The following is a 26,343-nucleotide window of genomic DNA, read 5'->3' on the forward strand; positions in this document are numbered from 1 at the left end:
CCTGCGCGCGCACGCGGAATGCTCAGCGCGGCGCCAGCTTGAGTTCGGCCTGCGGGCGCCACTTCTCACCCTGGCGGCCCAGTTGGGGCGCGCCCAGGAACATGCGGTCTTCCGGCAACTGCCGGCCTGCAAGGTAGTCCTTGACGACCACGCCGCGCGCCACCGCGAGTTCGCGGATGGCATCCGACGTGACCGGTATGGACGCCAGCAGCAAGGCTTCCATCTCGGCCTGCGGGATGTCCTTGGCCAGGCCGACCAGGTTGCGGGGTTTCGGGATGTCGGTCCGCCGGTACACCTCCTTGAGCAGGGCCGGGTACTCGGCGGGCGTCATCGCAAGCGTGTCGCTGATGGCGGCGCCATCCCGTGCCAATTGGCGGCGTTTCTCGGCCAACACACGCTCGTCCAGCCGGGCACGCTGGTAACCGCTGCGCTCGGCCTCCAGGTCGCCATGTCCCACCACGGTGATCTGCAGAGTCGGCCGATCGGCCAGGGCCTTGGCCACAGCGTCCAGCCGCTGCCTGGCCTCACCGTCCAGTGCCTTGCTGCCCGGTGTGAAGACCACCTGGCTCATTTCCTCCCCGCCCCCGCCGAAGGCCCCGGCGATCAGGGAGAACGGTGAGGTGATGGCCTTGCCGATCAGATTGAAGATGAGCCGGAAGATGAGGGGCGCCAGCTTGAACTGCGGGTCGTTGAGCGAGCCGCTGACCGGCAGGTTGATGTCGATCACCCCGTTGCGGTCGGCCAGCAAGGCCACGGCCAGCTTCACCGGCAGGTTGGGCGCCTCGCTCCCGGCCACGCGGTCGCCGAAACTGAGCTGGTTGAGGATGATCTGGTTGCTGGCCGTCAGCTGGCCGTTGGGCTCGATCTTGTAGGCCACGTCCATGCTGAGCTTGCCGCGCTCGATGCCATAGCCGGCGTACTTCACGGTGTAAGGCGACAGCGGCGGCAACTCCAGGTTGCGCACCAGCGCGCGGATGTCGAGTGCCAGTGGCTGGGCCAGCGGGTTGAGCTTGCCATCGATCTCCAGCGCCGCCGTGCCCTCGGCGCGCCCGCGCAATGTCAGGTCGGCCATCTGTGGCGCGCCGCCCGGCGGCACGCTGGCGAAAGCGCTCAGGCTGCCGGTGAGTTCACTGAGGTTGGCGGAATAGTTGGGCTTGATGAAACGGTCGGAGAACAGCACGCGGCCATTGACCAGACTGATCGGCCCGAAACGGATGTCCGGGTCGGGCACGGCGCTCGCGTTTGCAGGAGGCGGCGGTGGCGGTGGCGGAGCGGTGGCCGCCGGCGCGGCGGCGCCCGTGGGCGCGGGCGCCGCCTCATCGTGTTTCACGAGGCCTTGCAGGTTGATGCGCCCCGCCTCGTCGATGATCACGCGGGCAAAGTAGTCGCTGAGCACGGTCTCCTGCACCGCCACCCGGGTGACCTGTCCGGGCGCCATGGCGAGCCGCAGACCCCGCACCTGCAGGGACTTCCAGGCCAACAGCTCTTCGGCCGGCGACAGCGTGTTGGCGGCGAAATCGTCCAGCCCCACGTTGCCGGCGACCGTCAACCGCAAACCCGCCGGGGGCAATGCCGCCTCGACCGTGCCACGGTAGCTGGTGTCCGCGCGCAGCAGGTCCAGGTTCAGGCGGTCGCCGAAATACGGCTCCAGGGCATGCAGCGGCAGCTTGTCCGCTTGCACCTTCAGCTGGGTGCGCAGGCTGTCGGCGTCGCGCTCGCCCTTGCCGGGCAGGCGCAGCGCGCCGTCGAGGGCGAGCCGGCCGGGCTCGGCGCGGTTGCCTCGCGCCGCGCCCATGCGCAGCTGCAGGGAGACCGGCATGTCGGGCTGGCTGCGAGCCATGGGCTGCAGGTTCTTGACCTGCATCTTGATCTGACTGAGGTCGAGCCTGACCGGGCGCGCCAGCGCGAGGTCTTCGAGCGCGACGGCGCCCGCATCGATCTGCACGTCGGCCAGCGTCAGCTGCCACGAGGAGGGCTCGGCCGGTTTCGACGGGGGTGCTGCAGCGGGCGCCTCCGATGCCTTCATCCAGCCATCCACCATCCAGTGCCCCGCCTTGTCGCGCTGCGCGCGCACCTGTGGTCGATCAAGCACGACCTTGCCCACCGCCACGGTGCTGCTGGCCAGATCCACGCGCGCGTCCTGCACCTGGAGGCGGCGCAGGCTGGCCTGTGGCTGGCGAACCGTCCCCAGGCGCACCTCGCTCAGCTCGAGCCGGGAAGCGTTGACCAGCAGCGCCATAGGCTGGTCGGCCCTGGCTGCCCGCCACTCGAGATCAAAGTCGGCGGCCAGCCGTCCGTCGAGTTCGTGCGTCAGCACACTGGCGGCGTAGGGCGCGAAGGTCGACAAGGGAAGTTCGCCCACCGAGACCTTCGCCTTGGCCTCGGCGTCGGTGGCCGTGCCCTTGAGCGACAGCGGCGTCTGGCCCAGGCGCGCGGACACCTCGAAGGGCACCGGTGCCTGCATCGGCCAACTCAGCGCCTGGGCCTGCACGCTCAAGGCCTCCAGCGCCAGCTGAGCGGCCGGCTTGGTGCCGGCATCGCGCCATCGCACGGTACCGCCCTCCAGGTTCAGGCGCGCCACACTCACTTTCCACGGCGAGGCGGGCGCGGTGGATGCGCCCGGTGCCACGGGCGCAGGGGCGGGAGGAGATGCAGCACGTCGGGACTGGTCGGCCCAGGCTTGCGCCGCACGTTGCAAGTTGAGCAACCCAGCCGCATCGCGCGAGATCGACACCGTGGGCGACGTCCAGTCAATGGCGGCCAGATCCACCTGACCCGCCAGCGGCTCCACCCGATTGAGCGTCACGCCCAGGCGTTCCCAGGCCAGCAGTTCGGCCGTGGTGGACGGCCCCGTTCGCTCAACGACGCGCAGATCCGACAGGGCAGCCGTGCCGGAGAGGGAGAGGCGCGGCGTGTCCTGCTGTTCGAATGCCAGCTTGAGCGCGAGCTGGAGCACACCGGCTTCGGGCTTGACGGGCCAAGTCGCCGGCCAGTAGGGCAGGTAAGGCGCGAGATCCAGGGTGGGAATGTCCACGCTGGCATCGGTGTCCCGGGTCTGGGCGAACGGCGTGGTGCTGGCGCTCGAATCGAAAGCGCTCCCATTGAGCACGAAAGCCAGCTTGGGCTGGGTCACCACATCCCGTCGGGACGGCAGGTTGCTCAGGAAGGGCACGCCCACCGACAAGCCGCTCAGCTGGTGCGTAACGCCCACGCTGTCGTCGACGAACGTGAGTTCGCCCCCGGACAGGTTGATGTTGAACAGGGCGAACTGCGCTGGGTCGGACGGGGGCTCATCGTCTTTCGGGCGCAAGCGCTGCAGCACGTCGTCCACGTCGTACCGCCCTTCACCCAGGTGGCGCAGCTTCAACTTGGGCTGCTCCAGCACCAGGGCATCGAGCACCGGCGCGAGCCGAAACAGCGACTGCAGCTCGGCGTTGGCATAGAGGCGATCCAGCGTGAACTGCTCGCCCTCGCCTGTGGCATCGGCCACGCGCAACCCCTCGATGGCCACTTCCAGCGACCACGGCTGGAAATCAACCCGTTCCACCGTCACCTGGCGTCCCAGCGCGGCCGTGGCCTGCTTGGCCAATTGCCATTTCAGCAAGGGCGGCATGCCCATCCAGGTCACCAGCCAGAGCAGAAGGAGCCCCAGCAGACCCAGCATCAGGCGCCGAGCCCACCGACCTTGGGACCACTGGGGAAAAAAGCTGTTCATTCGTGCGTTCGCTAACCAACGGATCAACGAGTGTCGTCGAACTGAGGGGATGCGGCAGCGCACACCTATATAGAGTCCCCCAGAAACAAGAAACCCCGGCAAGCAGGGCCTGCCGGGGTTGACGGCGGGCTAGATGCTCATGCCGTCGGTTTTGGCGGAGGGAGTTGGATGTCTCTCCAGCCTGGAAGCAACAGATTGCTCCCGTTGGAAGCTGACTTGCGGTTCGCCGCGTCGTCAGCTGATGCCAGTCTTCAGACAGGCCACTGCAGGTTACTCCCCTTGCCGCCCCGGATCAAGGCCGCATGGCCCGTTCTCCATGCAGATTTTCAATCGCGCCCGAAACGACCATTTGACGACCCCAAAATCACGTTTTGGAACATGAAAGGTGGTCGCTGCCCGACAAACGGTCGTCGACGCGACATCCACCCGCAAGCCTTGCAGGCTCAAGGCTTCCCGCTAGCAAAGCCCTTTTGCTTACGTTTACTCACACTTGTTTATATCAAAAAGTAGGCTTGAATCGATTCATAAACATTGACTCGATATTAATAAGCCCATAGGATGCGCCAGCTTTGCCCGCCGAAGGGTAAACCCGAACCGCTGCCACCCAGGCTAACTCGACCGCTCCACCCTCTGGATAGGGCCGTCGATGGCGACCAATCCAGTCGGCCCAGCTCCCACGAGCGAGGCCGGCGCAGAAAGGAGCGATGACATGACCGCGCAAGACGCAACGCCACCCAAGAGCACCTCAGGTGCCGTGGCATCCTTCAAAACCGCTGTTGGCGACGCCTACCAGGGCTTCTTCGACATCACCCACAACAGCTTGGCCCTGCTGGGCACCCTGGCGGCCGTGGCACTGATCACCCTGAGTGCCCGTGCGGATCTGCGCGCCAGCGCAGAAGAGCAACTGCTCGGCTGGCTGCTGGAACGCCAGGAAGCCGCCAGCGTGGATGCGGTGTACGCCGCCGAGCCCAGCGCGGTCGACCGCGTGACCGCTGCTCAACCCGGCGACCTGCCCAAGCAGCAGGCCAATGTGACCTACTGGCTCAGCCGCAAGTACCGCGTGGCGCCCGAGCCCCTGAGCGCGCTGGTGGCGGAGGCCTTCGAGGTGGGCGAGAAAGCCAAACTCGATCCCACGCTCATCCTGGCCGTGATGGCGATCGAGTCCCGCTTCAATCCGTTTGCGCAGAGCCCGGTGGGCGCGCAAGGCCTGATGCAAGTGCTGACCCGCGTTCATACCGACAAGTACAACGACTTCGGCGGGCAGCTGGCCGCGTTCGATCCGGTGTCCAACCTCCGGGTGGGGGCGCGCGTGCTGCAGGACGCGGTCAAGCGCGCCGGCTCGGTCGAGGGTGGTTTGCGCCTGTACGTCGGTGCGGTGACCACGGACGGCAACTGGTACATCGACAAGGTGATGGCCGAGCACATGCGGATCCAGAGCGTGGCGCTGGGCAAGCCGATGCAGCGCTATGTGCCACAAGCGCGCCCGACCACGGTGGTGGCGCCCGTCACGCCGGCCCCGGTGGCCGCCCCGGCAGCCGAAATCGAGGCCGAGGGCCCGGCCGCGCCGAACGCACTCCCCCCTGGCGCGCCGCTCACCCGTTCCTGACCTCGCCAACCGGCCTCTCGGCCTCGGCTAAACTAGCCGGGTACGCAACTGGCGATAGGCGCGCACCCCGACACATCTGCGTCGGCGGCTGCCGCTGACGTGGCCCCCCTGCCCGATCTGTGATCGTCTTCAGGGACAACCACTGGGAAGCGTACCGCCCGGCCTCAAGGGGTTCGGGTGTTCAGCCGTTCGCCTGGGCAGCCCTTGTCACCGCGCAAGGTTCCACGTCTTGAAGGACTGCCATGTACGACCGCAACATCCTCATCCAGCAAACCGACCCCGAGCTGTTTGCCGCCATCCAGGCCGAGAACGCCCGCCAGGAACACCACATCGAGCTGATCGCCAGCGAGAACTACGCCTCGCCGGCCGTGATGGCCGCACAAGGCACGCAACTCACGAACAAGTATGCCGAAGGCTATCCCGGCAAGCGCTATTACGGCGGCTGCGAGTACGTGGACGTGGCCGAGCAGCTCGCAATCGACCGCGTCAAGCAGCTCTTCGGCGCCGAAGCCGCCAACGTGCAGCCGCACTGCGGCGCCTCCGCCAACGAAGCCGTCTTTCTGGCCTTCCTCAAGCCCGGCGACACCATCATGGGCATGAGCCTGGCCGAAGGCGGCCACCTCACCCACGGCATGGCGCTCAACATGAGCGGCAAATGGTTCAACGTGGTCTCCTACGGTCTCAACGACAAGGAAGAGATCGACTACGACGCCATGGAGCGCAAGGCACACGAGACCAAGCCCAAGCTGATCATCGCGGGCGCCTCGGCCTACAGCCTGCGCATCGACTTCGAGCGCTTCGCCAAGGTGGCCAGGGACGTCGGCGCCATCTTCATGGTGGACATGGCCCACTACGCCGGCCTGATCGCCGCGGGTGTCTACCCCAACCCGGTTCCCCACGCCGATGTGGTGACCTCCACCACCCACAAGAGCCTGCGCGGCCCGCGCGGCGGCATCATCCTGATGAAGGCCCAACACGAAAAGGCCCTCAACAGCGCGATCTTCCCGGGCCTGCAGGGTGGCCCGCTGATGCACGTCATCGCGGCCAAGGCCGTTGCTTTCAAGGAAGCGCTTTCACCCGATTTCACCGCCTACCAGCAACAAGTGCTGACAAATGCCAGCATCGTCGCCGAAACACTGACCTCGCGTGGCCTGCGCATCGTCAGCGGCCGCACCGAGAGCCACGTGATGCTGGTCGATCTGCGCGCCAAGGGCATCACCGGCAAGGAAGCCGAAGCGGTGCTGGGCAGCGCGCACATGACGATCAACAAGAACGCCATCCCCAACGACCCGGAAAAGCCCATGGTCACCAGCGGCGTGCGCATTGGCACGCCGGCGATGACCACCCGGGGCTTCAAGGACGACGAAGCGCGACTGACCGCCAACCTGATTGCCGACGTGCTCGACAATCCACGCGACCCGGCCAACATCGACGCCGTGCGCGCCAAGGTCAACGCCCTGACCGCCCGCTTCCCGGTCTACAAGTGATGTTCTCAGGCCGTACAACGGGAGTGCCCTCCGCATGAAATGCCCGTTCTGCGGCCATCTTGAAACCCAGGTGGTCGAAACCCGCGTCTCGGAAGACGCGGATTTCATCCGACGCCGCCGCCAGTGTGGCCACTGCGAGAAGCGGTTCACCACCTACGAACGGCCGGAAGTGAGCTTCCCGGCCGTCGTCAAGAAGGACGGCCGCCGGGTGGACTACGTGCCGGCCAAGTTGCGGGCCTCGTTCGCGCTGGCCCTGCGCAAGCGGCCGGTCAGCACCGAACAGGTCGACGCGGCCATCGAGCGCATCGAGGAAAAGCTGCTGAACCTGGGTGCCCGCGAAGTGCCCGCCGCCCGACTGGGCGAGATGGTGATGCGGGAACTGAAGAAGCTCGACAAGGTGGCTTACATCCGGTTCGCCAGCGTGTACCGGAGCTTCGAGGACATCGACGAATTCAGGGCCTTGGTGGACGAAGTCCGGCGCTGAAAGTGCCCGACCTCACGGGGCAGAAATACCCCCGTTCCGCCCGTCGGACCATTCACTAGCCCGGTCGGCCCAGCCCGGACTCTGCGACTTCCATCGATAGAGTAAGCATATGTACATTGCTGCGGCGCCCCAGAGAGCCACGCCTGCCCCCCTGCGGGCGGAAGGCGGCTTCACGATCATCGAGCTGATGGTCGTGGTCGCGCTCATCGCCATTCTGGCGGGCCTTGCTGCACCCAGCTTCACCGACCTGTTTCGCCGATTCCGGGTGGACTCGGTGCGAGAAACATTCACCTCTTCCGTGACACTGGCCCGGGAAGAGGCGATCCGGCTGGGTACGCCCGTGGTCATCCGGCGCATCACGGGCTGTGGCCTGGCCCTCGCGGACAACCAGGACTGGAGCTGCGGCTGGCGCGTGTTCGCGGATCTCGACGGCAACAACGCCATGAACGCAGCGGAAACCCCCACCCAGGAGGTGTCCTTGACGCCCGCCGTCACGGTCCGAAAAGGCAACAACACCAACCCCGAATTCATCGTGATCAACCGGTTTGGTCAGGTCACGCAGGTGGATCAGCGGTTCGAGGTTTTCCCGACGGGCATGGCGGCGGCCAATGGCCAGTTGATCTGCTTCACGGCGGGCACCCGCTTGCGCACGGTCAAGAACGCTTCCGCCTGCCCCTGACGACGGCCGAACCATGCAATTCGCACGATGAACAACAAGGCATCCTCCCAACGCGGCGTCAGCTTGATCGAAGCCCTGGTCGCCCTTCTGGTGCTCGCCCTCGGCATCATGGGCATGGCGGGCATCCAGACCCGAACGCTGGTCGAGTCCCGCACCACGAACTCCCGCGCCCTCGCTCTGCAGATGGCGGACGATCTGCTGGATCGCATGCAGGCCAACTCAGCCCTCCGGATCAATCCCCCCGCCGTCAGCCCCTATCTGGCGGCATGGGGGGCACTCGCGGCTGCGCCGGTTAACTGCTTCACCACCGGCTGCAATGGCGCCCAGCTGGCGGCCTTCGACCTCGTCCAATGGAAGGCCTCCCTGGCCCGGGTGCTGCCGGGTGGCGACGCCCGGGTGTTCCGGTCCAACACCGACGCCACCCAGTTTGGCATCCTGATCGGCTGGACCGAGACCCAGGCGAAGAACCAGGGGGAAGCGGCTGGCGCCCAGGCCACCTTGTTCACCAATGCCATTGCCATCCGCGACGCCGCCAATGCGGTGGGGACGGGTGTGGCGGGCGTTGCCTGCCCGGCAGGGCTTATCTGCCACTTGGTCTACATCCGGCCATGAGGAAGCACGGCATGGCTGTTTCACCCCGCCCCCCTTCGCGTCGTGCACGCCGTCGCCAATCGGGCGTCAGCTTGATGGAACTGCTGATCGGCATCAGCATTGGCTTGCTGGTGGTGGTGGCCGCCATCGGCAGCCTGGTGTATACCCGCACGTCAACCATCGCGGTGGGCGACAGTTCGCGACTGCAGCAGGATGCGTCCAACGCATTCCGCACGCTGGGTCACCACATCCGCCAGAGTGGTGCGCGCCGCATCGTCAACCCGACGGTAGGCGACACCAACGTGGCATTCAACGATGCCTACCTGGGCTTTGGCACGAACTCCAACACCAGTGCGCCGCTCGTGCTGCAAGGCACCGAAGGAGCCGACAACGCGCCCGACACCTTGCAGGTCAGCTACGACACAGATCCCGTGCTGCAAAGCATGGATTGCCTGGGTGCGCCGACGCTGGTGGCCAACAACATCTCCAGCACCTTCTCGGTGGTCGGCAACGAACTGCGCTGTCTGGGTTCTGGCTCGGTCACCCCTTTCGCGCTGCTCCAGGGCGTGGAGGATTTTCAGGTTCTGTATGGTTTCAGGATCGCCGATGACAGCTTCCAGTACCGGACGGCAGCGGCGATCAATGTCATGGTTCCCGCGCCTTGGGAGCAGGTGGAAACCGTTCAGGTGTGCCTGCGCCTTGTGGGTGAAATGAGCAACAACCCGGGCGCGGACATGACGGGATGCAATGGGGAAAACGTCGTCAACGACGGGCGCATCCGCCGTGTCTTTTTCCGCGTCTTCAAGGTCCGCAATCAAGGCATATGAAACACCATTCGTCTCCATCGCGGCAACACCCGCAGCGGGGCATCTCGCTCATCGTGGTGATGGTGATGCTGCTGCTCGGAACCATCGTGGTGCTGAGCAGCACGCGCCTGGGCTGGCTCAATGAGCGACTGGTGGGCGGCGAGAGCGACTACCAGCGGGCATTCGCCGCGGCTGAAGCGCTGGTCCGCGATGCGGAGCGCGACATCCGGGGGCTGCGGATCGACAACGTCACGCCCTGCAACATCACGGCGGGTTTTCTCGGATGCCGCAACTTTGCGGGCAACCAGCCCTATTTCCCTCAGGACGACGACGATCTGGATCTGCTTCAACCACGCCTGGCCACTGGCGCCAACGGCTGCCTCCAGGGCATCTGCCTCCCCGCCACGGTGACGACCCTGAACGCAGCCAACTGGACCACCAATCTGGCCGCGATGACCGCCACGGTCGGCAATGCCTCTGTGGCCGCGCGGTACGGGGAGTTCACGGGCGCCGACCCGGCCGCCGCAGGCAACCCCCTGCTGTCGTGGTCGCGCCCCGGTGTGGCTCCGGTCGTTGCGCCGCGTGCGTGGTATTGGGTGGAGGTATTCAGATACACGCCAGGGGCTGGTGTCATCACGGCCGCAGGCAACGTACCCATCCCGGACATGAAGCACCCCTTCGTGTACCGCATCACGGCTTTTGCCCAGGGCATGAAGCCCGGCACGCGGGTTTGGTTGCGTTCCATCTTCGTGCCCCGGCCACAAAACCAGATCAAATGATTTTCAGTGAGGTCACCATGACGCTGCGTCCCCCACCTTGGTTCTCCTGCACTGCCGTGGCGCTGGCATGTCTGCACGGCCCCCTGGGTGCTGCCCAGCTCAATCTGACCCAATCCCCGCCCGGCGCCGGCCGTGAGCCTTCGCCCAACATCATCGTGTCGGTCGACGATTCCGGCAGCATGGGCGCGACGGGGATCGCGACCCTGAAATCTGCCTTGCAGCAGACCTTTGCGGAAACCAACGTGCCAGACGACCGGATCCGCCTGGCCTGGCAGTCCATGAACCGCTGCCGCGGAATTCCCAGCAACAGCACAGCGTGTGGCAGTCTGAACGGCATGCGCCCACTCCTGGGCACACACCGCACCAACTTCATGACCTGGGTGAGCACGCTGACACCCAACAACGGCACACCTTCCCACCTGATGATCGACGAGGCCGGCAAGTACCTGAGCCGCACCGATCTGGGCGTCAACAGTCCGTGGGCGGCCAATCCCGGGACACAGGAAACACCGCTGCTGTCGTGCCGAAAATCCTTTCACATCTTCATGACCGATGGCGGCTGGAACAGCGCTGAGGCGAGCAACACCAACAACCATGTGGACACCTCGGGCCCGGACTACCAACGCATCACGCGCGGTGGCAACGCCGACGGCAGCGCCTTCACACTGCCCGACGGCGTGCAGTACGCCATCACATCGGATCAGACCCGGCTCTACAGGGACAACTGGGGCCACGCAAACCTGAGCACGCTGTCGGACCTGGCCTTCTACTACTGGTCACGCGACCTGCAGCCCGGGCTCACCAACAACGTGAGAAAGAGCCCCAAGGATCAGCTCCCCGCCGAGAACTTTGGCACCACTGCCAACCCCGCTTCGCTCGACTCTTACTGGAACCCGCGCAACAACCCGGCTACCTGGCAACACATGGTGAACTACACCATCGGCTTCAACGATGCCGCCACCTGGACGGGCGCCCCCACTTTCAGTGGCGACACCTTCGCTGGCCTGGGCCCACTGATCCGCGGTACCACCAACTGGCCATCGCCGTTCTGCGGCACAAGCAGCAACTCGGCCTGCGACGGCAGCTCCGGCTACAACGCCCGCGAGAACGAACGGAAAGTGGAACTCTGGCACGCCGCCCTCAACAGCCGCGGCCGTTTCGTGCCCGCCCCCAATGCCGCAGCACTGGTCTCCGCCTTTCAAGGCATTCTGGACGACATCCTGACGCAGACGGCCAACCCGATGGTCAGCATCGCCAGCAGTTCCAGCCGTTTGCGCACGGATGGCTTCGCCTATCTCGCGGAATTCAACTCCGAGCGCTGGAGTGGTGACCTGGGGGCGTACACGATCGCCGCGAACACCAATGTCGTGAATTCAACGCCCAGCTGGACCGTCGCCAGCCTGCTCGACGCGGCCACCTTCAACGTCACGAACCGGCTGGTGCTGACCAGCAACACGACCGAAGGCACCCCGTTCCTGTTCGCCAATCTTTCGGATGCCCAGAAAACCGCGATCCGCGGCGGCGATTCCGTCACCGTGGGAACGAACCGGGTGAACTACCTGCGGGGTGATCGCACGCAAGAGGTGCAGAACGGCGGCTCCCTGCGGCGACGCGATTCCCGCCTGGGCGACATCGTCAACTCCAACATCTGGCACACGGGCCGGCCCCTGCGCATGTCGGTCGAGCACGCGGGGCATGCTGCCTTCCGCACCACCTATGCCAACCGCACGGCGGTCCTGTACGTGGGCGCCAATGACGGCATGCTGCACGCCTTCAATGCCGCGACCGGCCAGGAGCTCATGGCGTATGTGCCCCTGGGGGTCTATGCCAACCTGCGCAACTACACCCTCACGAACTACGGCCACAGGTTCTTTGTCGATGGACACCCCTTCACGGGAGATGTGGACACCAGCGGCAGCGGCACCGGCAACGGCGCCACGCCCACCTGGAAGACCATGCTGATCGGCGGCCTGGGCGGCGGCGGCAAGGGCTACTTCGTGCTGGATGTGACCAACCCCGTGGCGTTCGCGAGCAATCCATCCACGTTCACGGCGACGGGCGTGGTGATGGACAAGACGGATGGCGCCGACGCCGATGTGGGCCACATCTACGCCGTCCCCGTGGTGGACCCCGTCACAGGCGCGCGTTCAGAGCAAATCGTCAAGCTCAACAATGGGCGATGGGCCGCGGTCATGGGCAACGGGGTCAACAGCACCAACGAACGCCCCGTGCTGTTGATCCAGTACCTGGATGGCGGCAAGGAGTTGCTGAAAATCGTCGCAAATTCCACAACTGGACAATCCAACGGCCTCTCCGCTCCTCGCTTGGTGGATGTCAACGGCGATGGCACGATGGACGTCGCTTATGCGGGTGATCTGCAAGGCAACCTTTGGAAATTCAACCTGACGCAGACCACCGCTTCGCAGTGGGGCGTGAGCAACTGGTCGGGAGGCACCACGACCTGCAAGAACGCCACGAACTGCGTCCCCCTCTACGTGGCGCAGGACGGTTCGTCCACGCGGCAACCCATCACCGCCGCCCCGCTCTGGATGGCGCATCCCCTGGGTGGGGTGCAAGTGCTGTTCGGGACAGGCCGGAATCTCCAGGACGCGGACCGCACCAGCACCGCCACCCAGACCATTTATTCCGTCTGGGATAAGGGCACGTATTCGTTCCCCGATGGCGTGCTGACCGCCGCAGACAGCGGCAACATCACCACGGGGCGGTCGGCGCTGGTGCAGCAGACCGTGCTGGGCGCAGTCACCAGCACGGCCAGCGGCAGCGAGGCCGCCACGGACTACTACAACACCTCTGAGAACAGCGTGGCCTATTCCCGAGCCGACAACACCGCCAAGCGCGGCTGGTACATGGATCTCCCACTTTCTCGCGAAAGGGTGCTGGCCAACCCCCAACTCTTCGAGGGCCAGAAAGTGATCATTCCCTCGACCGCACCGAAAACGGGGGTTTCCGGAGAAACCTGCGACTTCGACGCCGTGACCGAAGACAACCTGATCAACGTCTTCAACATGATCTCGGGCTCCCCCCCCGCGACCCCCGTGTTCTCCACCACGGACACGTCGATGAACATGGCCAAAGCCAGCCGCACGCGCTTTGGCAGTGGCGAGTACATCAGCATCAACAAGTCCGACGGCAACCTGGAGCTCATCTCGTTCATCAACAGTGGTGGATCAGGTGGCGGAGGTGGTGGCGGCGGAGGTGGCGGTGGTACCGCCTGCAATCCGACCACCCAGACTTGCATGGTGAACAAGACCCTGACCACGGGACGGTACCCTGGCGCCCGGGCCGACTGGCGAGAAGCCCGATAACCTCCTCAATGAACAAGGGAAACGACTTCATGAAACACGGTCACGCACGCTCCCGGACATTGGGCTTCACGCTGATCGAGGTGATGATCGTGGTCGGCGTCATCGGCATTCTTTCTGCCATCGCGTTCCCCAGCTACAACCAGTACGTGCAGCGAACACACAGGGCCAACGCGCGAGCTGCACTGCTACAAGCAGCCCAGTGGCTGGAACGTGCAGCGACCGCGCAAGGCAGCTACCCGGCCGCAGCCGCCATTCCCGCCGGCGTGCTGCAAGTGGAAGGTGGCCGCTATGCGATCACGCTTCCTGTGCTGACCGCCGGGACTTTCACCTTGCGGGCCACACCCAATGGTGCGCAAGCCACCGACCAATGCGCGATCTTCCAGATGACCCACGCCGGCGTGCGAACCCAGGTTGTCACGGCGGCCGTGCCCGCGCCCTTGACCGCGCAGGAGTGCTGGAACCGCTGATAAGCTCGGCGCATGACTGCGCCCGCCTCCAAGCATCCGCTCGATCAAGCCCTGGCCCTAGCGGGACAGGCCACGCGCTCCAGCAACCCCAACCCCCGCGTCGGCTGCGTCATCACCACGCCTGATGGCCGTGAAATCGGGGTTGGGCACACCCAACCCGTGGGCGGCCCCCATGCCGAGGTGATGGCCTTGCGCGATGCACAGGCGCGCGGCGAATCGGTGGCCGGTGCCACCGTCTACGTCACACTGGAGCCCTGCTCCCACCACGGACGCACTCCACCCTGCTGCGACGCATTGATCGCAGCGCAAGTCGGCAAGGTCGTGGTCTCCACGGGGGATCCGAACCCCCAGGTGTCTGGCCGTGGCATGGACCGCCTGCGCGCGGCCGGCATTCTGGTCGAACTGCTGCCAGACGACCACGATGCCGCCAGAGCCGCTCGCGAACTCAACATCGGATTCTTCAGCCGCATGATCCGTCGCACACCGTGGGTGCGCATGAAGGCCGCTGCGTCGCTTGACGGTATCACCGCGCTGGACAACGGTGCCAGCCAATGGATCACGGGCGAGGCCGCGCGCGCGGACGGCCATGCCTGGCGCGCCCGTGCCTGTGCGGTGCTCACGGGCATCGGCACGGTGCTGGAGGACGATCCCCTGCTGGACGTCCGCCTCGTGGACACCCCTCGCCAACCGCATCTGGTGGTGATCGACAGCCGCCTGCAAACGCCACCGGCCGCGCGCCTCTTCCAGACGCCCGCCAACGGCCAGGCACGTCAGATCTGGATCTATCACGCCAGCCGCGACGCCGACAAGGAAATCGCCTTGCAGCGCTTGGGCGCGGCCCTGGTCCACATGCCGGGTGCCCACGGCAAGGTGGATCTGCCCGGCATGCTCGCCGATCTGGCCCGACGCGAGGTGAATGAGCTGCACATCGAGGCCGGTCACAAGCTCAATGGCTCGTTCGTGCGCGAGGGCTTGGTCGACGAGATGCTGCTCTATCAGGCGCCTCAACTGCTTGGGCGTGGCGCCAGCCTGGCCGACTTCGGACCGCTGCAGCAGCTGACGGAAGGCCCTCTGCTCCGCTATGTGTCGGTGGATCCGGTGGGCACCGATCTGCGCATCCTGGCACGGGTGCAAGGCCGCGATGCCTTCCTCCTGCCCTCTGCGACCTGATCGATCACCACGAAGATACAAAAAGTCATACAAAGCAACTATCCACTGAATTCCGCCGCTCATCCATATGGTGCTTTAGTTGTATTTTTGGCTGATAGAGTGCCGCCATGCAAAAAGCGCGGCATCTCTTCATCGCTGGACCGAATAGGCCTCTGGGCGTCTCCCTGATCGAACTGCTGGTGGTGATCGCGGTGCTGGCGGTCCTGGCATCGATCGCCATTCCGTCGTTTGCCGGTATCGCCCGCCAGTACCGCGTGAATGCGGCCGTGGACGAATTCATGGCGTCGGTCCAGCTGGCCCGGGTGGACGCCATGCGCCTGGGCCAAGACATCTTGATCCAGCGCCAAACCTCGTGCGACGTGGCCTTGCCCACCACCGCCGATTGGGATTGTGGGTGGCGCGTGTTCGTCGATCTCAATGGCAATCAACTGCCGGACCCGGCCGAGGCCGAGCTGCAGTCCGTTGCGCTTCCCACCGGCATCCGCCTCGTCAAGGCGAAGGGTGGCGGCAGCCCGCAGTACATCACCATCAACCGGTACGGCCAGGTCACCGCCATAGGCCAGCGTTTCGCGGCCTTCCCCGCAGGCATGGACGAACTGAGTGGCCAGCTGATCTGCTTCTCCACGGGCACGCGCCTGCGCACGGTCAAGGGTGCAAAAACCTGCCCCGATGAAGGCAAATGATGAGGAGACCGCACCACCGCCAACGTGGCACCAGCCTGATCGAAGCGCTGGTGGCCCTGCTCGTGCTGGCCCTGGGCGTCATGGGCATGGCGGCGGTTCAGACGCGCGCCCTGACCACGGCCCGCACCACCAACCAACGGGCGGTCGCCATCCAAGCCGCCGAAGACCTGCAGGACCGCATCCAGGCCAACGCCGACCTCCGGCACAGGCCAGCCCTGGTCAACCCGTATGTGACCACCTGGGGCCCACCACCCGCCGCCGGGACCGACTGTTCCTCCACACCGTGCGGAGGAACACCACTCGCCACCTTCGATCTGATGCAGTGGAAGAAAGACCTGGCCCGAGTCCTGCCCGCGGGCGACGGACGGGTGTTTGCTTCCACGAAGGACGCCACCCAGTTGGGCATTCTGGTGAGGTGGACGGAAGCCAAGGCCAGAAACGAGGCTCAGGCCGGCAAAGAAGAGGCCGCCCTCTTCCGCCAGGCCGTCGCCGTGCGAGGTGCGGCCGATCAACCGGGCGTCGGCGTGTCGGGCGAGCTTTGCCCTGACACCTTCACCTGCCACCTGATCTTCGTCCGGCCATGACGACATCACGCCAGTCGGGCGTGAGCCTGGTCGAGCTCATGGTCGCGCTGGCCGTCGGCCTCATGGTGGTGATCGCCGCCATGGGCAGCCTGGTGTACACGCGCACGGCATCGCGGTTGATGGGCGACAGCACGCGCCTGCAACAGGACGCCGCCACCGCTTTTCGTGTCATCGGTCAGGTGGTCCGCCAGGCCGGGGCACGGCGGCTGGTGGACATGCCGGGGAGCACGGTGAGCTTCAATCCGCAGTACGAGGGAATCGACGTCAACACGAACACGTGGCAGCCCGCCGCCGTCAAGGGCGCGGATGGCGCGCTCAATGGGCCCGACACCTTGGCGCTCGCCCGGGACCACACGCTGGCGTCGGGCGCAGACAAGAAGAGCCCCTTGAACATCGACAACGTCGATTGTCTCGGCCAGCCAACCGACCCGGACCAGGTCGTCACGAGCACCTTCAGCGTGGACGCCAGTCAGCTGAAGTGCAAGGGATCAGGGAGCAGCGATGACACCTATGGCCTCATTGCCGGCGTCGAGGACTTTCAGGTCTGGTACGGGCTTCGGGAGGGCGCTGGCCTGCGCTACACCACCGCCACCGCGTTGAACCAGTTCTCTCCCGCGCCCTGGGACCAGGTCGAGGCCCTGCGAGTCTGCCTGCGCCTCGCAGGCGAGCTCACGAACGGGCCGGGTGCGGCCACGGTGGGTTGCCAGGGTGAAACCATCCAGAACGACGGGCGGTTGCGCCGCGTGTTCTTCCGCGTCTTCAAGTTGCGCAACGCCAGCCTATGAACGCTCGCTTGTCTCCATCAACAAGCGCTCGCCAACAAGGCATCGCACTGATTGTCGTGATGGTCATGCTCCTGCTGGCCACCATCGTCGTGCTCAGCAGCACGCGCCTGGGCTGGCTCAACGAACGCATGGTGGGCAGCGAAAGCGATCACCAGCGCGCCTTCGCGGCAGCGGAGGCCCTTATCCGCGACGCCGAGCGCGACATCAAGGGCGTACAGGCCGACGCCACCACGCCCTGCCAGGCCGACCCGGCCTTCATCGGCTGTCGGAATTTCGAGGCCGGCGCGCCCTTCTTTCCTCAGGATGTGGCCGATCTCGATCTGCTGCAGGCCCGTCTGAAAGCGAACGCGATCGGAGGTTGCTTGCGAGGCATCTGCCTGCCGGGCAGCACCACCACCCTGGGCCGGGAGCAGTGGACCACCAAGCTGGCGGCCATGACGGCCGGCACTGGCGACACCGCCGTGCCAGCTCGGTACGGCGAATTTACAGGGATCGACCCCGCCTCCAGCGGCAATGCCCTGCTGCAATGGTCCCGCCCAGGCGTGACGCCCGCCGTGGCCGCTCGCGCCTGGTATTGGGTGGAGGTGTTTCTGTATACCGAAGCAGCGGGCATGGCGGCCAAGTCCGGTCATACCCTGACGCCGGACATGCACAGCCACCCCTTCGTCTATCGCATCACCGCCTATGTGCAAGGCATGAAGCCGGGCACCCGGGTGTGGTTGCGTTCGATCTACGTACCCCGCCCGCAAGCCGATCTGGACTGACTTTCCAAAGGTTGCTGAACATGCGCCATGCCGCTCTGCCCCTTGCCTTCATCGCCATCGCCTGCGCCCTTCTGCCCTCGACGCTTCGCGCCGCGCCCTTGAACCTGGCGCAGTCACCGGCGGCGCTGGGGCGCGAGCCTGCTCCCAACGTGATCGTGTCCGTCGACGATTCCGGCAGCATGGGATTTGAGGGCATCGCCACGCTGCAGGCCGTCCTGCGACAAACCTTTTCGGCCGCCAACGTGCCTGACGATCGGGTGCGGCTGGCGTGGCAATCCATGAACCGCTGTGCCGGCATCCCCAGCGGCAGCGCCGCTTGCAATGGCCAGAACGCCATGGCCCGGCTCAGCGGCATCCACCGCATCAACTTCTTGAACTGGGTGGACCGCTTGACCCCGAACAACCAGACGCCTTCGCATCTCATGATCGACGAAGCGGGAAAGTACCTGAGCCGCACCGATCTCGGGGTCCACAGTCCGTGGGCGTCCAACCCTGGCGTGACGGAGGCCCCTGTGCTGTCGTGCCGGAAGTCCTTCCACATCTTCATGACGGATGGAGCCTGGAACACAGCGCCCTACAACAGCCGTGATGCGGCGGGCCTCGACGACCAGTACATCGTCCGGGGTGGCAACACGGACAACACCTCCCTCACCCTGCCCGACGGCGTCAAGTACGACACGGCATCGCCGCAGACCCGCCTGTACCGGGACAACTGGGGCACCTCCTACGTGAGCAGCCTGTCCGACCTCGCCTTCTACTACTGGTCACGCGATCTTCAGCCGGGCCTGGCCAACAACGTGCGCCCCAGCCCCAAAACGCAATGGCCTCGGCAAAACTTCGGCACGGACAAACACCCGGCGGAGCTCGACGCGTACTGGAACCCGCGCAACGATCCCGCCACCTGGCAACACATGGTCACTTACACCGTCGGGTTCAAGGACGCCGCCGGATGGACGGGGCAGCCAGTCTGGAACGGCAACACCTTCAACAACCTGGGCGGCCTCATCAACGGCGACACCAGTTGGCCTTCACCGTTCTGCCTCGTCTTTTCCGACAACAACCGGCCCTGCGACAGTGCGTTCAACCTGAGTTGGCTCACCCGCGAGAACGAACGCAAGGTGGAGCTGTGGCACGCCGCTTTGAACAGCCGCGGACGCTTCGTGCCCGCGATCAACAACACAGCGCTGCTCGACGCCTTCCAGGGCATCCTGGACGACATCCTCCATCAGACGTCACAACCCCTCGTCAGCATCGCGAGCAGCTCCAGCCGCCTGCGCTCCAACGGGCTCATCTACGTCGCCGGCTTCAACTCCAGCAGCTGGAGCGGCAACCTGAGCGCGTACACCATCAACGCTTCCACCCAGGGGATCAGCAGCGCCCCTTCATGGTCCGCGCACCAGTTGCTGGACGCCAGCACACCGGATGCACGGCAGGTGCTCACACACAACGGCAGGGAAGGCGCCGTCTTCAGCTGGAACAACCTGAACGAGGCACAGCAGGCCTCCTTGCGAGGGAGCGACAGCGACACCGAAGGCCAGCGCCGCCTGAACTACCTGCGGGGCGACCGTGCCCATGAAAACGACAAGCCCGGCGGCACGCTGCGCCGCCGCGATTCGCGCCTGGGCGACATTGCCAACGCGAACATCTGGCAGACCCGGCAGCCCGTGCGCATGGGATTCGAACACCCCGGGCATGCCGACTTCCGAGCCGCGCAGGCGAACCGCCCACCCATGCTCTACGTGGGTGCGAACGATGGCATGCTGCACGGTTTCAGCGCCGAGGACGGCCGCGAACTCATGGCCTATGTGCCCGCCGGGGTCTACGGCCACCTGCGCAGCTACACGCGGCCCGACTACAGCCACCGCTACTTCGTGGATGGGCAGGCCTTCACCGGCGATGCCGATATCAGCGGCAATGGCACCAGCAGCAACGCAGGCCGGCTCGACGATTGGCGCACCTACCTGGTCGGCGCCCTGGGCGGCGGCGGCAGGGGCTACTTCGTGCTGGACGTCACCACCCCTCGGGCGACCACGGCGGCCACTTCCTCCTTCAACCCATCGGGCGTTCTGCTGGACCGGAGCTTTCCGGGCAGCGGCCCCGCTCCCGACGAGGCGAGCAAGGACATCGGCCACCTCTACGCACCGCCGGTGGTGAGTGCGATCGACGGCGGCCGCAGCGAGCAGATCGCCAAGCTCAACAACGGCCGCTGGGCGGTGGTCATGGGCAATGGCGTCAACAGCGTCAACGAGCGCCCGGTGCTGCTCATCCAGTACCTGGACGGACCACGGGAACTGCTCAGCATCGTGGCCCACGCCACCACCCACCAAGGCAATGGCCTGTCCGCGCCTCGACTGCTCGATGTCAACGGCGACGGCAGGATGGATGTGGCCTACGCCGGCGACCTGCAAGGCAACCTCTGGAAATTCAACCTGACCGATACCGACGCCACGAAATGGGGTGTCAGCGACTGGAGCGGCGGTGGCATGCCCTGCAAGAGCGCTTCCTGCACCCCCCTTTTCACGGCCCGCGACGCGGCCTCGTCCGCCAACCTCCAGCCCATCACCACGGCACCGCTGTGGATGGCCCATCCGCTGGGTGGCGTCCAGATCCTGTTCGGCACCGGCCGCAGCCTGGAAGAGGCCGATCGCGCAAGTGCGAAAGTGCAGACCATCTACTCGGTCTGGGACTTCAGTCAATACACAGTCGACAAGGGGCGGCTGTCCGAGAGCACGGACGCGCGCTCCACGATTCCCGGCCGCAGCGCACTCGTCCAGCAATCCGTCACCGGGGCCGTGACCAGCCGCACCTCGGGCACCGAGCTGCCAACCCTGTTTTTCAACAGCTCACGCCAGCCGGTCGCGTACGCCCGAACCAACCCAAGCTCACCGCGCGGCTGGTACATGGACCTGCCCGACGCCGGTGAGCGCGTGTTGAGCAACCCCCAACCGTTCGAGGGCCAGAAGGTGATCGTGACCACCACCGTCCCTGCGCAGGGCAGCAACGAAGAAACCTGCGCGTTCGAACAGGCCCAGGAAGGGGGTGCGATCACCGTCCTCAACATGATCACGGGGCAGCCTGGCAAAGCGCCGGCATTCGCCAGCACCGATGCCACCATGTCCATGATCAACGCCTCGCGCGCGCGCTTTGGCAGCGGTGAATTCGCCAGCATCCACACATCCGGTGGTGACCTCAACCTGCTGTCGCTTTCCAATGCGTCGGGCGACCCGACCTGCGATCCCGCCAAAGCGACGTGCATCAGGAAGCTGACCTTGACAGCCGGCAAGGTCGAGGGCCGGCGCGCGGACTGGCGGGAATTCGAATGAGCACGCGGCTTTCCCCAGGCGTGCGGCGGCCGCTGGCGCAGCGGGCTTTCACGCTGATCGAAATCATGATCGTGCTGGCGATCGTCGCCGTGCTCGCCACCATCGCATTGCCGCAATACACCTCGCATGTGCAGCGAACCCACCGGGCCCACGCCCGGGCCGCCCTGCTGCAGGCCGCCCAATGGTTGGAGCGCGCGGCCACCGCGCAGGGCACCTACCCCGCACGGGCGGCCATTCCCGCCGGCGTGCTGGCGGTGGAAGGCGATCGGTACACGGTCGGCTTCAAAACGCTGAACGCCAGCGCCTTTGTGCTGCAAGCCACCCCGCGCGCCGCGCAAAGCGCGGACGAATGCGGCGTTTTCGAACTCAGCGAGGCGGGGCTGAGAACCCAGTCCGCCTCGGCGCTCGTGACGGCCCCCTTGTCGGCTCAGACCTGCTGGAACCGCTAGCGCCAGAGCCCACCAAAGAGGGCTCCAGGCCCGGTTTCCGAAACCCTGCGAAAATAGCGGGATGTTTACCGGCATCATCACCGGCGTGGGGCGCATCGCCGCCCTCCACGACCTGGGCAGCTCTTTGGACCATGGCAAGCGACTCACCCTGGAGGCGCCGCCTGGCTACCTCGACGACGTCGGTCTGGGCGACAGCATCGCCCTCAACGGCGCCTGCATGACCGTCACCTCGCTGGACCTGCCCCAGCACCGCTTCACGATCGACATTTCCGCCGAATCGCTGGCCCGCACCACCGGCCTGGCGCAAACGGGCCGTCGCATCAACCTGGAGAAGGCGCTTCGCGCCCATGACCGGCTGGGTGGGCACATCGTCGCGGGCCATGTGGACGGCGTGGGCACGGTCACCCGCTTCGCCCGGGTGGGCGAAAGCTGGGAGCTGCGCGTGATGGCGCCCGCCGAACTCGGCAAATACCTCGCCTACAAGGGCTCGATCACGGTCAACGGCGTCAGCCTCACCGTCAACGAGGTGGCCGACAGCGCCGCAGGTTGCGAATTCAGCATCAACCTCATCCCCCACACGGTGGACAACACTTCATTGGGCGAGCTGGCCGAGGCAAGCACGGTCAATCTCGAAATCGACACCGTCGCGCGCTATGTCGAGCGCATGCTCAGCGCCGGCACGCACCCCACCAAGGAACCCGCATGAACGCCCCTGAAACCCTGGCCCCGGTGGCCATCTCGCCGGTCGAGGACATCGTCGCCGACATGCGCGCCGGGCGCATCGTCATCCTGGTCGACGAAGAAGACCGCGAAAACGAAGGTGATCTGGTGCTGGCCGCCGACCACGTCACGCCTGAAGCGATCAACTTCATGGCCCGCTTCGGCCGCGGCCTGATCTGCCTCACCCTCACGCGCGAGCGCTGCGAGCGCCTGCGCCTGCCGCCCATGGTGCCGCGCAACGGCACCAAGATGGGCACGGCCTTCACCATCTCCATCGAAGCCGCCGAAGGCGTCACCACCGGCATTTCGGCCGCCGACCGCGCGCGCACCGTGCAGGCCGCCGTGGCGCCCGACGCGCAGGCCGGCGATCTGGTTCAGCCCGGCCACATCTTTCCCCTGCAAGCGGTCGAAGGCGGCGTGCTCATGCGCGCCGGCCACACCGAAGCGGGTTGCGACCTCGCCGCCATGGCCGGTTGCAGCCCCGCGTCGGTGATCTGCGAAATCATGAAGGACGACGGCACCATGGCGCGCCTGCCCGACCTGCAGGTCTTCGCCGCCGAGCATGGTCTGAAGATCGGCACCATCGCCGACCTGATCGAACACCGCAGCCGCACCGAATGCCTGGTGAAGAAGCTCGGCACGCGCAGCATGAACACCGCCTTCGGTGAATTCCAGGTCACGGCCTTCAGCGACCAGCCCAGCGGCGCCTTGCACCTGGCCCTGGTGAAGGGCGAGTGGAAGCCCGAAGACAGCGTGGCCGTGCGCGTGCACGAACCGCTGTCGGTGCTGGATGCGCTGGAAGTCGGCCGCTCCATGCACTCCTGGAGCCTGGAAGCCAGCCTGCGCCACATCGCCCAGGCCGGCGCGGGCGTGGCCGTGCTGCTCAATTGCGGTGAAACCGCCAGCCAGCTGCTGGCCCAGTTCGAAGGCACGGCGCGCTCCGCCCAGGCGCCCGAGCGCGGTCGCATGGACCTGCGCACCTACGGCGTGGGCGCGCAGATCCTGCGCGACTGCGGCGTGCACCGCATGCAACTCATGGGCAACCCGCGCCGCATGCCCAGCATGACCGGCTACGGCCTCGAGATCACCGGCTACCTCAGCCGCAACGGCTGATCCCTTTTTCCCCCTTCCCTCCTCCATCCCAAGAAACGGACCCCCACATGTTCGGCGCAGACAAAGGCACCCCCAGCGTGCTCGACGGCAGAAAACTCAGCATCGGCATCGTCCAGGCCCGCTTCAACGAATCCATCACCGACGCCTTGTTCAACGCCTGCCTGGCCGAGCTGCTCGCCCTGGGCGTGCAGGACAAGAACATCGCCCACGTGAAGGTGCCCGGCGCGCTGGAAGTGCCGGTGGCCCTGCAGGCCATGGCCGAGCGCGACGACTTCGACGCGCTGATCGCCCTGGGCTGCATCATCCGCGGCGAGACCTACCACTTCGAACTGGTGGCCAACGAATCGGGCGCCGGTGTCACGCGCCTCTCGCTGGACTACCAGATCCCCATTGCCAACGCCATCCTGACCACCGAAAACCTGGACCAGGCCGTGGCCCGCCAGACCGACAAGGGCCGCGATGCGGCCCGCGTGGCGGTGGAAATGGCGCACCTGCTGCAAGAGATCGGTTGAACACCATGTCCGCTGACACCCCCACCCCGGCCACCGCCAAGAGCGGCGGCACCGCGCGCAAGGCGGCCGACAAGTCCGCCCGCACCCGCGCCCGCGAATTCGCGCTGCAGGGGATCTACCAATACCTGGTGGGCCGCAACGCCGCCATCGACATCGACACCTTCACGCGCGACCTGGCCGGCTTCCACAAGGCCGACAGCGTGCACTTCGACGCCCTGCTGCACGGCTGCATCGCCGAGGCCACGGCGCTGGACGCGCTGATCACGCCGCGCCTGGACCGCCCGCTGGCGGAACTCTCGCCGATCGAACACGGTGTGCTCTGGATCGGCGCCTACGAATTCCAGCACTGCCTGGACGTGCCCTGGCGTGTGGTGCTCAACGAGTGCATCGAACTGGCGAAGTCCTTCGGCGGCACCGACGGCCACAAATACGTCAATGGTGTGATGCACCAGCTGGCCTCGCAGCTGCGCCCCGCGGAAGTGGCCGCATCACCGGCGCCGGCCGCGCGCAAGCCCGCTCCATGAGGATTGCCCAGCGCGCGCAGCGCGTCGAACCGTTCTACGTGATGGAGCTGGCCAAGGCCGCCTCCGCCATGGCGGCCCAGGCCGGCGCCGGCGACCGGTCGATGATCTACCTCAACATCGGTGAACCCGACTTCACCGCACCGCCGCTGGTCACCGCCGCCGCCGAACGCGCCATCCATGCCGGCCGCAGCCAGTACACGCAGGCCACGGGCCTGCCTCCATTGCGTGAAGCCATCAGCGGCTGGTACGCCTCGCGCTTCGGCCTGCGCATCGACCCGGCTCGCATCGTGGTCACCGCCGGCGCCTCGGCCGCGCTGCAGCTGGCCTGCCTGGCGCTCATCGAAGCCGGCGACGAAGTGCTGATGCCCGACCCGAGCTACCCGTGCAACCGGCAGTTCGTGCAGGCCGCCGAAGGCCGCGCGGTGCTGATCCCCTCCGGCCCCGAACAGCGCTTCCAGCTCAGCGCCGAACAGGTCGAAGCCGCCTGGGGCCCCGCCACGCGCGGTGTCCTGCTGGCCTCGCCCTCCAACCCCACGGGCACCAGCATCGCCCGCGAAGAGCTCGAACGCATCGCGCGCTTGGTGCGTGGCCGCGGTGGCATCACCCTGGTGGACGAGATCTACCTCGGCCTGAGCTTCGAAGACGAGTACGGCCACAGCGCGCTGGGCCTGCCCGATGGCCTCGGCGACGAGGTCATCAGCATCAACAGCTTCTCGAAGTACTTCAACATGACCGGCTGGCGCCTGGGCTGGCTGGTGCTGCCGCCCGCCCTTGTTCCGGCGGTGGAGCGCCTGGCGCAGAACCTGTTCATCTGCGCCAGCACCATCGCGCAACACGCCGCGCTGGCCTGCTTCGAGCCCGACAGCCTGGCCGAGTACGAGCGCCGCCGCGCCGCCTTCAAGGCCCGGCGCGACTTTTTCATCCCCGAACTCAACCGCCTGGACCTGAACGTCCCCGTGATGCCCGACGGTGCCTTCTACGCCTGGGCCGACGTGCGCGGCCTGTGCGAGCGCTGGGGCATCGCGCCGCAGGGCACACGGCCCGACGAGGGCGGCAGCTGGGCGCTGGCGTTCGAACTCATGAAGCGCTGCCAGCTCGCCACCACACCGGGGCGCGATTTCGGCCAGGCCGAGCCCGGCCGCTACCTGCGCTTCTCCACCGCCAACTCGATGGCCCAGCTCCAGGAAGCCGTGGCCCGCCTGGAGCAGGCCCTGTGAGCGCGCCCCCCACCACAGCGCCGACCCCGCCGCCGGGCCGCCCCAAGGCGGGGGCAGCCCCCACGGGGGGCAGCGAACGACGCGCAGCGGGGAGCGTGGGGGCGCCATTCACCTGGCCGGTGCGCGTGTACTGGGAAGACACCGACGCGGGCGGCATCGTCTTCTACGCCAACTACCTCAAGTTCTTCGAGCGCGCGCGCACCGAGTGGCTGCGCCACCTGGGCCTGGGACAGCAGGCCTTGCGCGACGAGGTCGGCGGCATGTTCGTCGTGAGCGAAACCCAGGTGCAATACCACCGCCCGGCCCGCCTGGATGATTTGCTTCTGGTTACAGCCCGCGTGCGGGAAGCGGGCCGGGCCTCCCTGACAATCGAGCAGCGCGCGCTCCTGCAGCCCCCGCTGGCTGGCGAGGCCCCCCTGCTGCTGTGCGAGGGCACGATCCGGATCGGCTGGGTCGATGCCCAAAGCCTGCGCCCCCAGCGCATCCCGGTTCAGGTGCAGAGCGCGCTGCAAGGCCCGGCCTGAGCGGCCGCCTACCGAAACTTTTTTCCCACCTACCG

At 66.3% G+C, this 26,343-nt stretch carries 23 protein-coding genes; 22 read left to right on the top strand and 1 reads right to left on the bottom strand.

From position 1 onward, the window contains the following. Positions 1–22: 22 nt before the first annotated feature. A complete protein-coding gene (locus AC1Q9M_RS02940) occupies positions 23–3,715 on the bottom strand; it encodes a DUF748 domain-containing protein (RefSeq protein ID WP_492432336.1) in 3,693 nt (1,230 codons plus the stop codon). A 709-nt stretch (positions 3,716–4,424) separates the two neighbouring features. Here AC1Q9M_RS02940 and AC1Q9M_RS02945 point away from each other — a divergent pair. From AC1Q9M_RS02945 to ybgC, 22 genes are all read left to right on the top strand, one after another. Further along, the gene (locus tag AC1Q9M_RS02945; protein ID WP_382324103.1) at positions 4,425–5,321 is read left to right on the top strand and encodes a transglycosylase SLT domain-containing protein; all 897 of its coding nucleotides are present in this window, start codon (positions 4,425–4,427) and stop codon (positions 5,319–5,321) included. Positions 5,322–5,563: 242 nt separating this feature from the next. Next, positions 5,564–6,808 (top strand): serine hydroxymethyltransferase, encoded by a 1,245-nt coding sequence (gene glyA / locus AC1Q9M_RS02950; protein WP_492432338.1) that lies wholly within the window; start codon positions 5,564–5,566, stop codon positions 6,806–6,808. Positions 6,809–6,842: 34 nt separating this feature from the next. Beyond that, positions 6,843–7,292: a transcriptional regulator NrdR gene (gene nrdR / locus AC1Q9M_RS02955; protein WP_291112203.1), complete on the top strand. Its 450-nt coding sequence runs from the start codon at positions 6,843–6,845 to the stop codon at positions 7,290–7,292. A 109-nt stretch (positions 7,293–7,401) separates the two neighbouring features. Next, positions 7,402–7,971 carry a GspH/FimT family pseudopilin gene (locus AC1Q9M_RS02960; RefSeq protein WP_382326926.1) on the top strand — a complete coding sequence of 190 codons (570 nt, stop codon included), beginning with the start codon at positions 7,402–7,404 and terminating at the stop codon, positions 7,969–7,971. A gap of 27 nt (positions 7,972–7,998) precedes the next feature. Next, complete coding sequence (pilV, locus tag AC1Q9M_RS02965) at positions 7,999–8,583, top strand: type IV pilus modification protein PilV (protein ID WP_382324099.1); 585 nt, start codon at positions 7,999–8,001, stop codon at positions 8,581–8,583. 11 nt (positions 8,584–8,594) lie between these two features. Then, positions 8,595–9,389, top strand: a complete 795-nt coding sequence (locus AC1Q9M_RS02970; protein ID WP_444691505.1) for a PilW family protein — start codon at positions 8,595–8,597, stop codon at positions 9,387–9,389. After that, positions 9,386–10,147, top strand: coding sequence for a pilus assembly PilX family protein (locus AC1Q9M_RS02975; protein ID WP_382158869.1), 762 nt, complete (start codon positions 9,386–9,388; stop codon positions 10,145–10,147). The genes AC1Q9M_RS02970 and AC1Q9M_RS02975 overlap by 4 nt, the downstream gene beginning before the upstream one ends. Before the next feature lie 17 nt (positions 10,148–10,164). After that, positions 10,165–13,473, top strand: a complete 3,309-nt coding sequence (locus AC1Q9M_RS02980; RefSeq protein WP_492432342.1) for a pilus assembly protein — start codon at positions 10,165–10,167, stop codon at positions 13,471–13,473. Between the two features lie 8 nt (positions 13,474–13,481). Beyond that, complete coding sequence (locus tag AC1Q9M_RS02985) at positions 13,482–13,940, top strand: type IV pilin protein (protein ID WP_444686285.1); 459 nt, start codon at positions 13,482–13,484, stop codon at positions 13,938–13,940. A gap of 12 nt (positions 13,941–13,952) precedes the next feature. After that, positions 13,953–15,110 carry a bifunctional diaminohydroxyphosphoribosylaminopyrimidine deaminase/5-amino-6-(5-phosphoribosylamino)uracil reductase RibD gene (ribD, locus tag AC1Q9M_RS02990; protein ID WP_492432344.1) on the top strand — a complete coding sequence of 386 codons (1,158 nt, stop codon included), beginning with the start codon at positions 13,953–13,955 and terminating at the stop codon, positions 15,108–15,110. 107 nt (positions 15,111–15,217) lie between these two features. Then, positions 15,218–15,793 carry a GspH/FimT family pseudopilin gene (locus tag AC1Q9M_RS02995; RefSeq protein ID WP_382324089.1) on the top strand — a complete coding sequence of 192 codons (576 nt, stop codon included), beginning with the start codon at positions 15,218–15,220 and terminating at the stop codon, positions 15,791–15,793. Next, positions 15,793–16,377: a type IV pilus modification protein PilV gene (gene pilV, locus AC1Q9M_RS03000; protein WP_382326934.1), complete on the top strand. Its 585-nt coding sequence runs from the start codon at positions 15,793–15,795 to the stop codon at positions 16,375–16,377. The genes AC1Q9M_RS02995 and pilV (AC1Q9M_RS03000) overlap by 1 nt, the downstream gene beginning before the upstream one ends. Then, entirely contained in the window at positions 16,374–17,162 is a 789-nt protein-coding gene (locus AC1Q9M_RS03005; RefSeq protein WP_492432347.1) for a PilW family protein, read from the top strand. Before pilV (AC1Q9M_RS03000) ends, AC1Q9M_RS03005 begins: the two co-directional genes overlap by 4 nt. After that, on the top strand, positions 17,159–17,926 hold the full coding sequence (locus tag AC1Q9M_RS03010; protein ID WP_444686283.1) for a pilus assembly PilX family protein: 768 nt from the start codon (positions 17,159–17,161) through the stop codon (positions 17,924–17,926). Before AC1Q9M_RS03005 ends, AC1Q9M_RS03010 begins: the two co-directional genes overlap by 4 nt. Before the next feature lie 20 nt (positions 17,927–17,946). Next, on the top strand, positions 17,947–21,249 hold the full coding sequence (locus AC1Q9M_RS03015; protein ID WP_444692118.1) for a PilC/PilY family type IV pilus protein: 3,303 nt from the start codon (positions 17,947–17,949) through the stop codon (positions 21,247–21,249). Continuing rightward, entirely contained in the window at positions 21,246–21,698 is a 453-nt protein-coding gene (locus tag AC1Q9M_RS03020) for a type IV pilin protein (protein ID WP_382324083.1), read from the top strand. Before AC1Q9M_RS03015 ends, AC1Q9M_RS03020 begins: the two co-directional genes overlap by 4 nt. Before the next feature lie 61 nt (positions 21,699–21,759). Continuing rightward, positions 21,760–22,404, top strand: coding sequence for a riboflavin synthase (locus tag AC1Q9M_RS03025; protein ID WP_382324081.1), 645 nt, complete (start codon positions 21,760–21,762; stop codon positions 22,402–22,404). Beyond that, entirely contained in the window at positions 22,401–23,531 is a 1,131-nt protein-coding gene (gene ribBA / locus AC1Q9M_RS03030; protein WP_291112133.1) for a bifunctional 3,4-dihydroxy-2-butanone-4-phosphate synthase/GTP cyclohydrolase II, read from the top strand. Before AC1Q9M_RS03025 ends, ribBA begins: the two co-directional genes overlap by 4 nt. A 47-nt stretch (positions 23,532–23,578) precedes the next feature. Beyond that, positions 23,579–24,043, top strand: coding sequence for a 6,7-dimethyl-8-ribityllumazine synthase (gene ribH, locus AC1Q9M_RS03035; RefSeq protein WP_291112129.1), 465 nt, complete (start codon positions 23,579–23,581; stop codon positions 24,041–24,043). Between the two features lie 5 nt (positions 24,044–24,048). Then, positions 24,049–24,567 (top strand): transcription antitermination factor NusB, encoded by a 519-nt coding sequence (nusB, locus tag AC1Q9M_RS03040; RefSeq protein ID WP_382158889.1) that lies wholly within the window; start codon positions 24,049–24,051, stop codon positions 24,565–24,567. After that, positions 24,564–25,784, top strand: a complete 1,221-nt coding sequence (locus AC1Q9M_RS03045) for a pyridoxal phosphate-dependent aminotransferase (protein ID WP_492432351.1) — start codon at positions 24,564–24,566, stop codon at positions 25,782–25,784. Before nusB ends, AC1Q9M_RS03045 begins: the two co-directional genes overlap by 4 nt. A gap of 95 nt (positions 25,785–25,879) precedes the next feature. Next, positions 25,880–26,308: a tol-pal system-associated acyl-CoA thioesterase gene (gene ybgC, locus AC1Q9M_RS03050; protein ID WP_382324075.1), complete on the top strand. Its 429-nt coding sequence runs from the start codon at positions 25,880–25,882 to the stop codon at positions 26,306–26,308. Positions 26,309–26,343: the final 35 nt, after the last annotated feature.

It is taken from the genome of Hydrogenophaga sp. GW823-FHT04C09, from assembly GCF_058796355.1.

Excerpts from the sequence above, each read along its gene's own strand:
- AC1Q9M_RS03020 (WP_382324083.1), top strand. The coding sequence starts at position 21,246 with ATGAGCACGCGGCTTTCCCCAGGCGTGCGGCGGCCGCTGGCGCAGCGG.
- glyA (WP_492432338.1), top strand. The coding sequence starts at position 5,564 with ATGTACGACCGCAACATCCTCATCCAGCAAACCGACCCCGAGCTGTTT.
- ribH (WP_291112129.1), top strand. The coding sequence starts at position 23,579 with ATGTTCGGCGCAGACAAAGGCACCCCCAGCGTGCTCGACGGCAGAAAA.
- pilV (WP_382324099.1), top strand. The coding sequence starts at position 7,999 with ATGAACAACAAGGCATCCTCCCAACGCGGCGTCAGCTTGATCGAAGCC.
- AC1Q9M_RS03010 (WP_444686283.1), top strand. The coding sequence starts at position 17,159 with ATGAACGCTCGCTTGTCTCCATCAACAAGCGCTCGCCAACAAGGCATC.
- AC1Q9M_RS02985 (WP_444686285.1), top strand. The coding sequence starts at position 13,482 with ATGAACAAGGGAAACGACTTCATGAAACACGGTCACGCACGCTCCCGG.
- AC1Q9M_RS03015 (WP_444692118.1), top strand. The coding sequence starts at position 17,947 with ATGCGCCATGCCGCTCTGCCCCTTGCCTTCATCGCCATCGCCTGCGCC.
- AC1Q9M_RS03045 (WP_492432351.1), top strand. The coding sequence starts at position 24,564 with ATGAGGATTGCCCAGCGCGCGCAGCGCGTCGAACCGTTCTACGTGATG.
- AC1Q9M_RS02980 (WP_492432342.1), top strand. The coding sequence starts at position 10,165 with ATGACGCTGCGTCCCCCACCTTGGTTCTCCTGCACTGCCGTGGCGCTG.
- AC1Q9M_RS02960 (WP_382326926.1), top strand. The coding sequence starts at position 7,402 with ATGTACATTGCTGCGGCGCCCCAGAGAGCCACGCCTGCCCCCCTGCGG.
- AC1Q9M_RS02940 (WP_492432336.1), bottom strand. The coding sequence starts at position 3,715 with ATGAACAGCTTTTTTCCCCAGTGGTCCCAAGGTCGGTGGGCTCGGCGC.
- pilV (WP_382326934.1), top strand. The coding sequence starts at position 15,793 with ATGAGGAGACCGCACCACCGCCAACGTGGCACCAGCCTGATCGAAGCG.
- AC1Q9M_RS03025 (WP_382324081.1), top strand. The coding sequence starts at position 21,760 with ATGTTTACCGGCATCATCACCGGCGTGGGGCGCATCGCCGCCCTCCAC.
- AC1Q9M_RS02995 (WP_382324089.1), top strand. The coding sequence starts at position 15,218 with ATGCAAAAAGCGCGGCATCTCTTCATCGCTGGACCGAATAGGCCTCTG.
- nrdR (WP_291112203.1), top strand. The coding sequence starts at position 6,843 with ATGAAATGCCCGTTCTGCGGCCATCTTGAAACCCAGGTGGTCGAAACC.
- AC1Q9M_RS02970 (WP_444691505.1), top strand. The coding sequence starts at position 8,595 with ATGGCTGTTTCACCCCGCCCCCCTTCGCGTCGTGCACGCCGTCGCCAA.
- AC1Q9M_RS02945 (WP_382324103.1), top strand. The coding sequence starts at position 4,425 with ATGACCGCGCAAGACGCAACGCCACCCAAGAGCACCTCAGGTGCCGTG.
- nusB (WP_382158889.1), top strand. The coding sequence starts at position 24,049 with ATGTCCGCTGACACCCCCACCCCGGCCACCGCCAAGAGCGGCGGCACC.
- AC1Q9M_RS02975 (WP_382158869.1), top strand. The coding sequence starts at position 9,386 with ATGAAACACCATTCGTCTCCATCGCGGCAACACCCGCAGCGGGGCATC.
- ribD (WP_492432344.1), top strand. The coding sequence starts at position 13,953 with ATGACTGCGCCCGCCTCCAAGCATCCGCTCGATCAAGCCCTGGCCCTA.
- ribBA (WP_291112133.1), top strand. The coding sequence starts at position 22,401 with ATGAACGCCCCTGAAACCCTGGCCCCGGTGGCCATCTCGCCGGTCGAG.
- AC1Q9M_RS03005 (WP_492432347.1), top strand. The coding sequence starts at position 16,374 with ATGACGACATCACGCCAGTCGGGCGTGAGCCTGGTCGAGCTCATGGTC.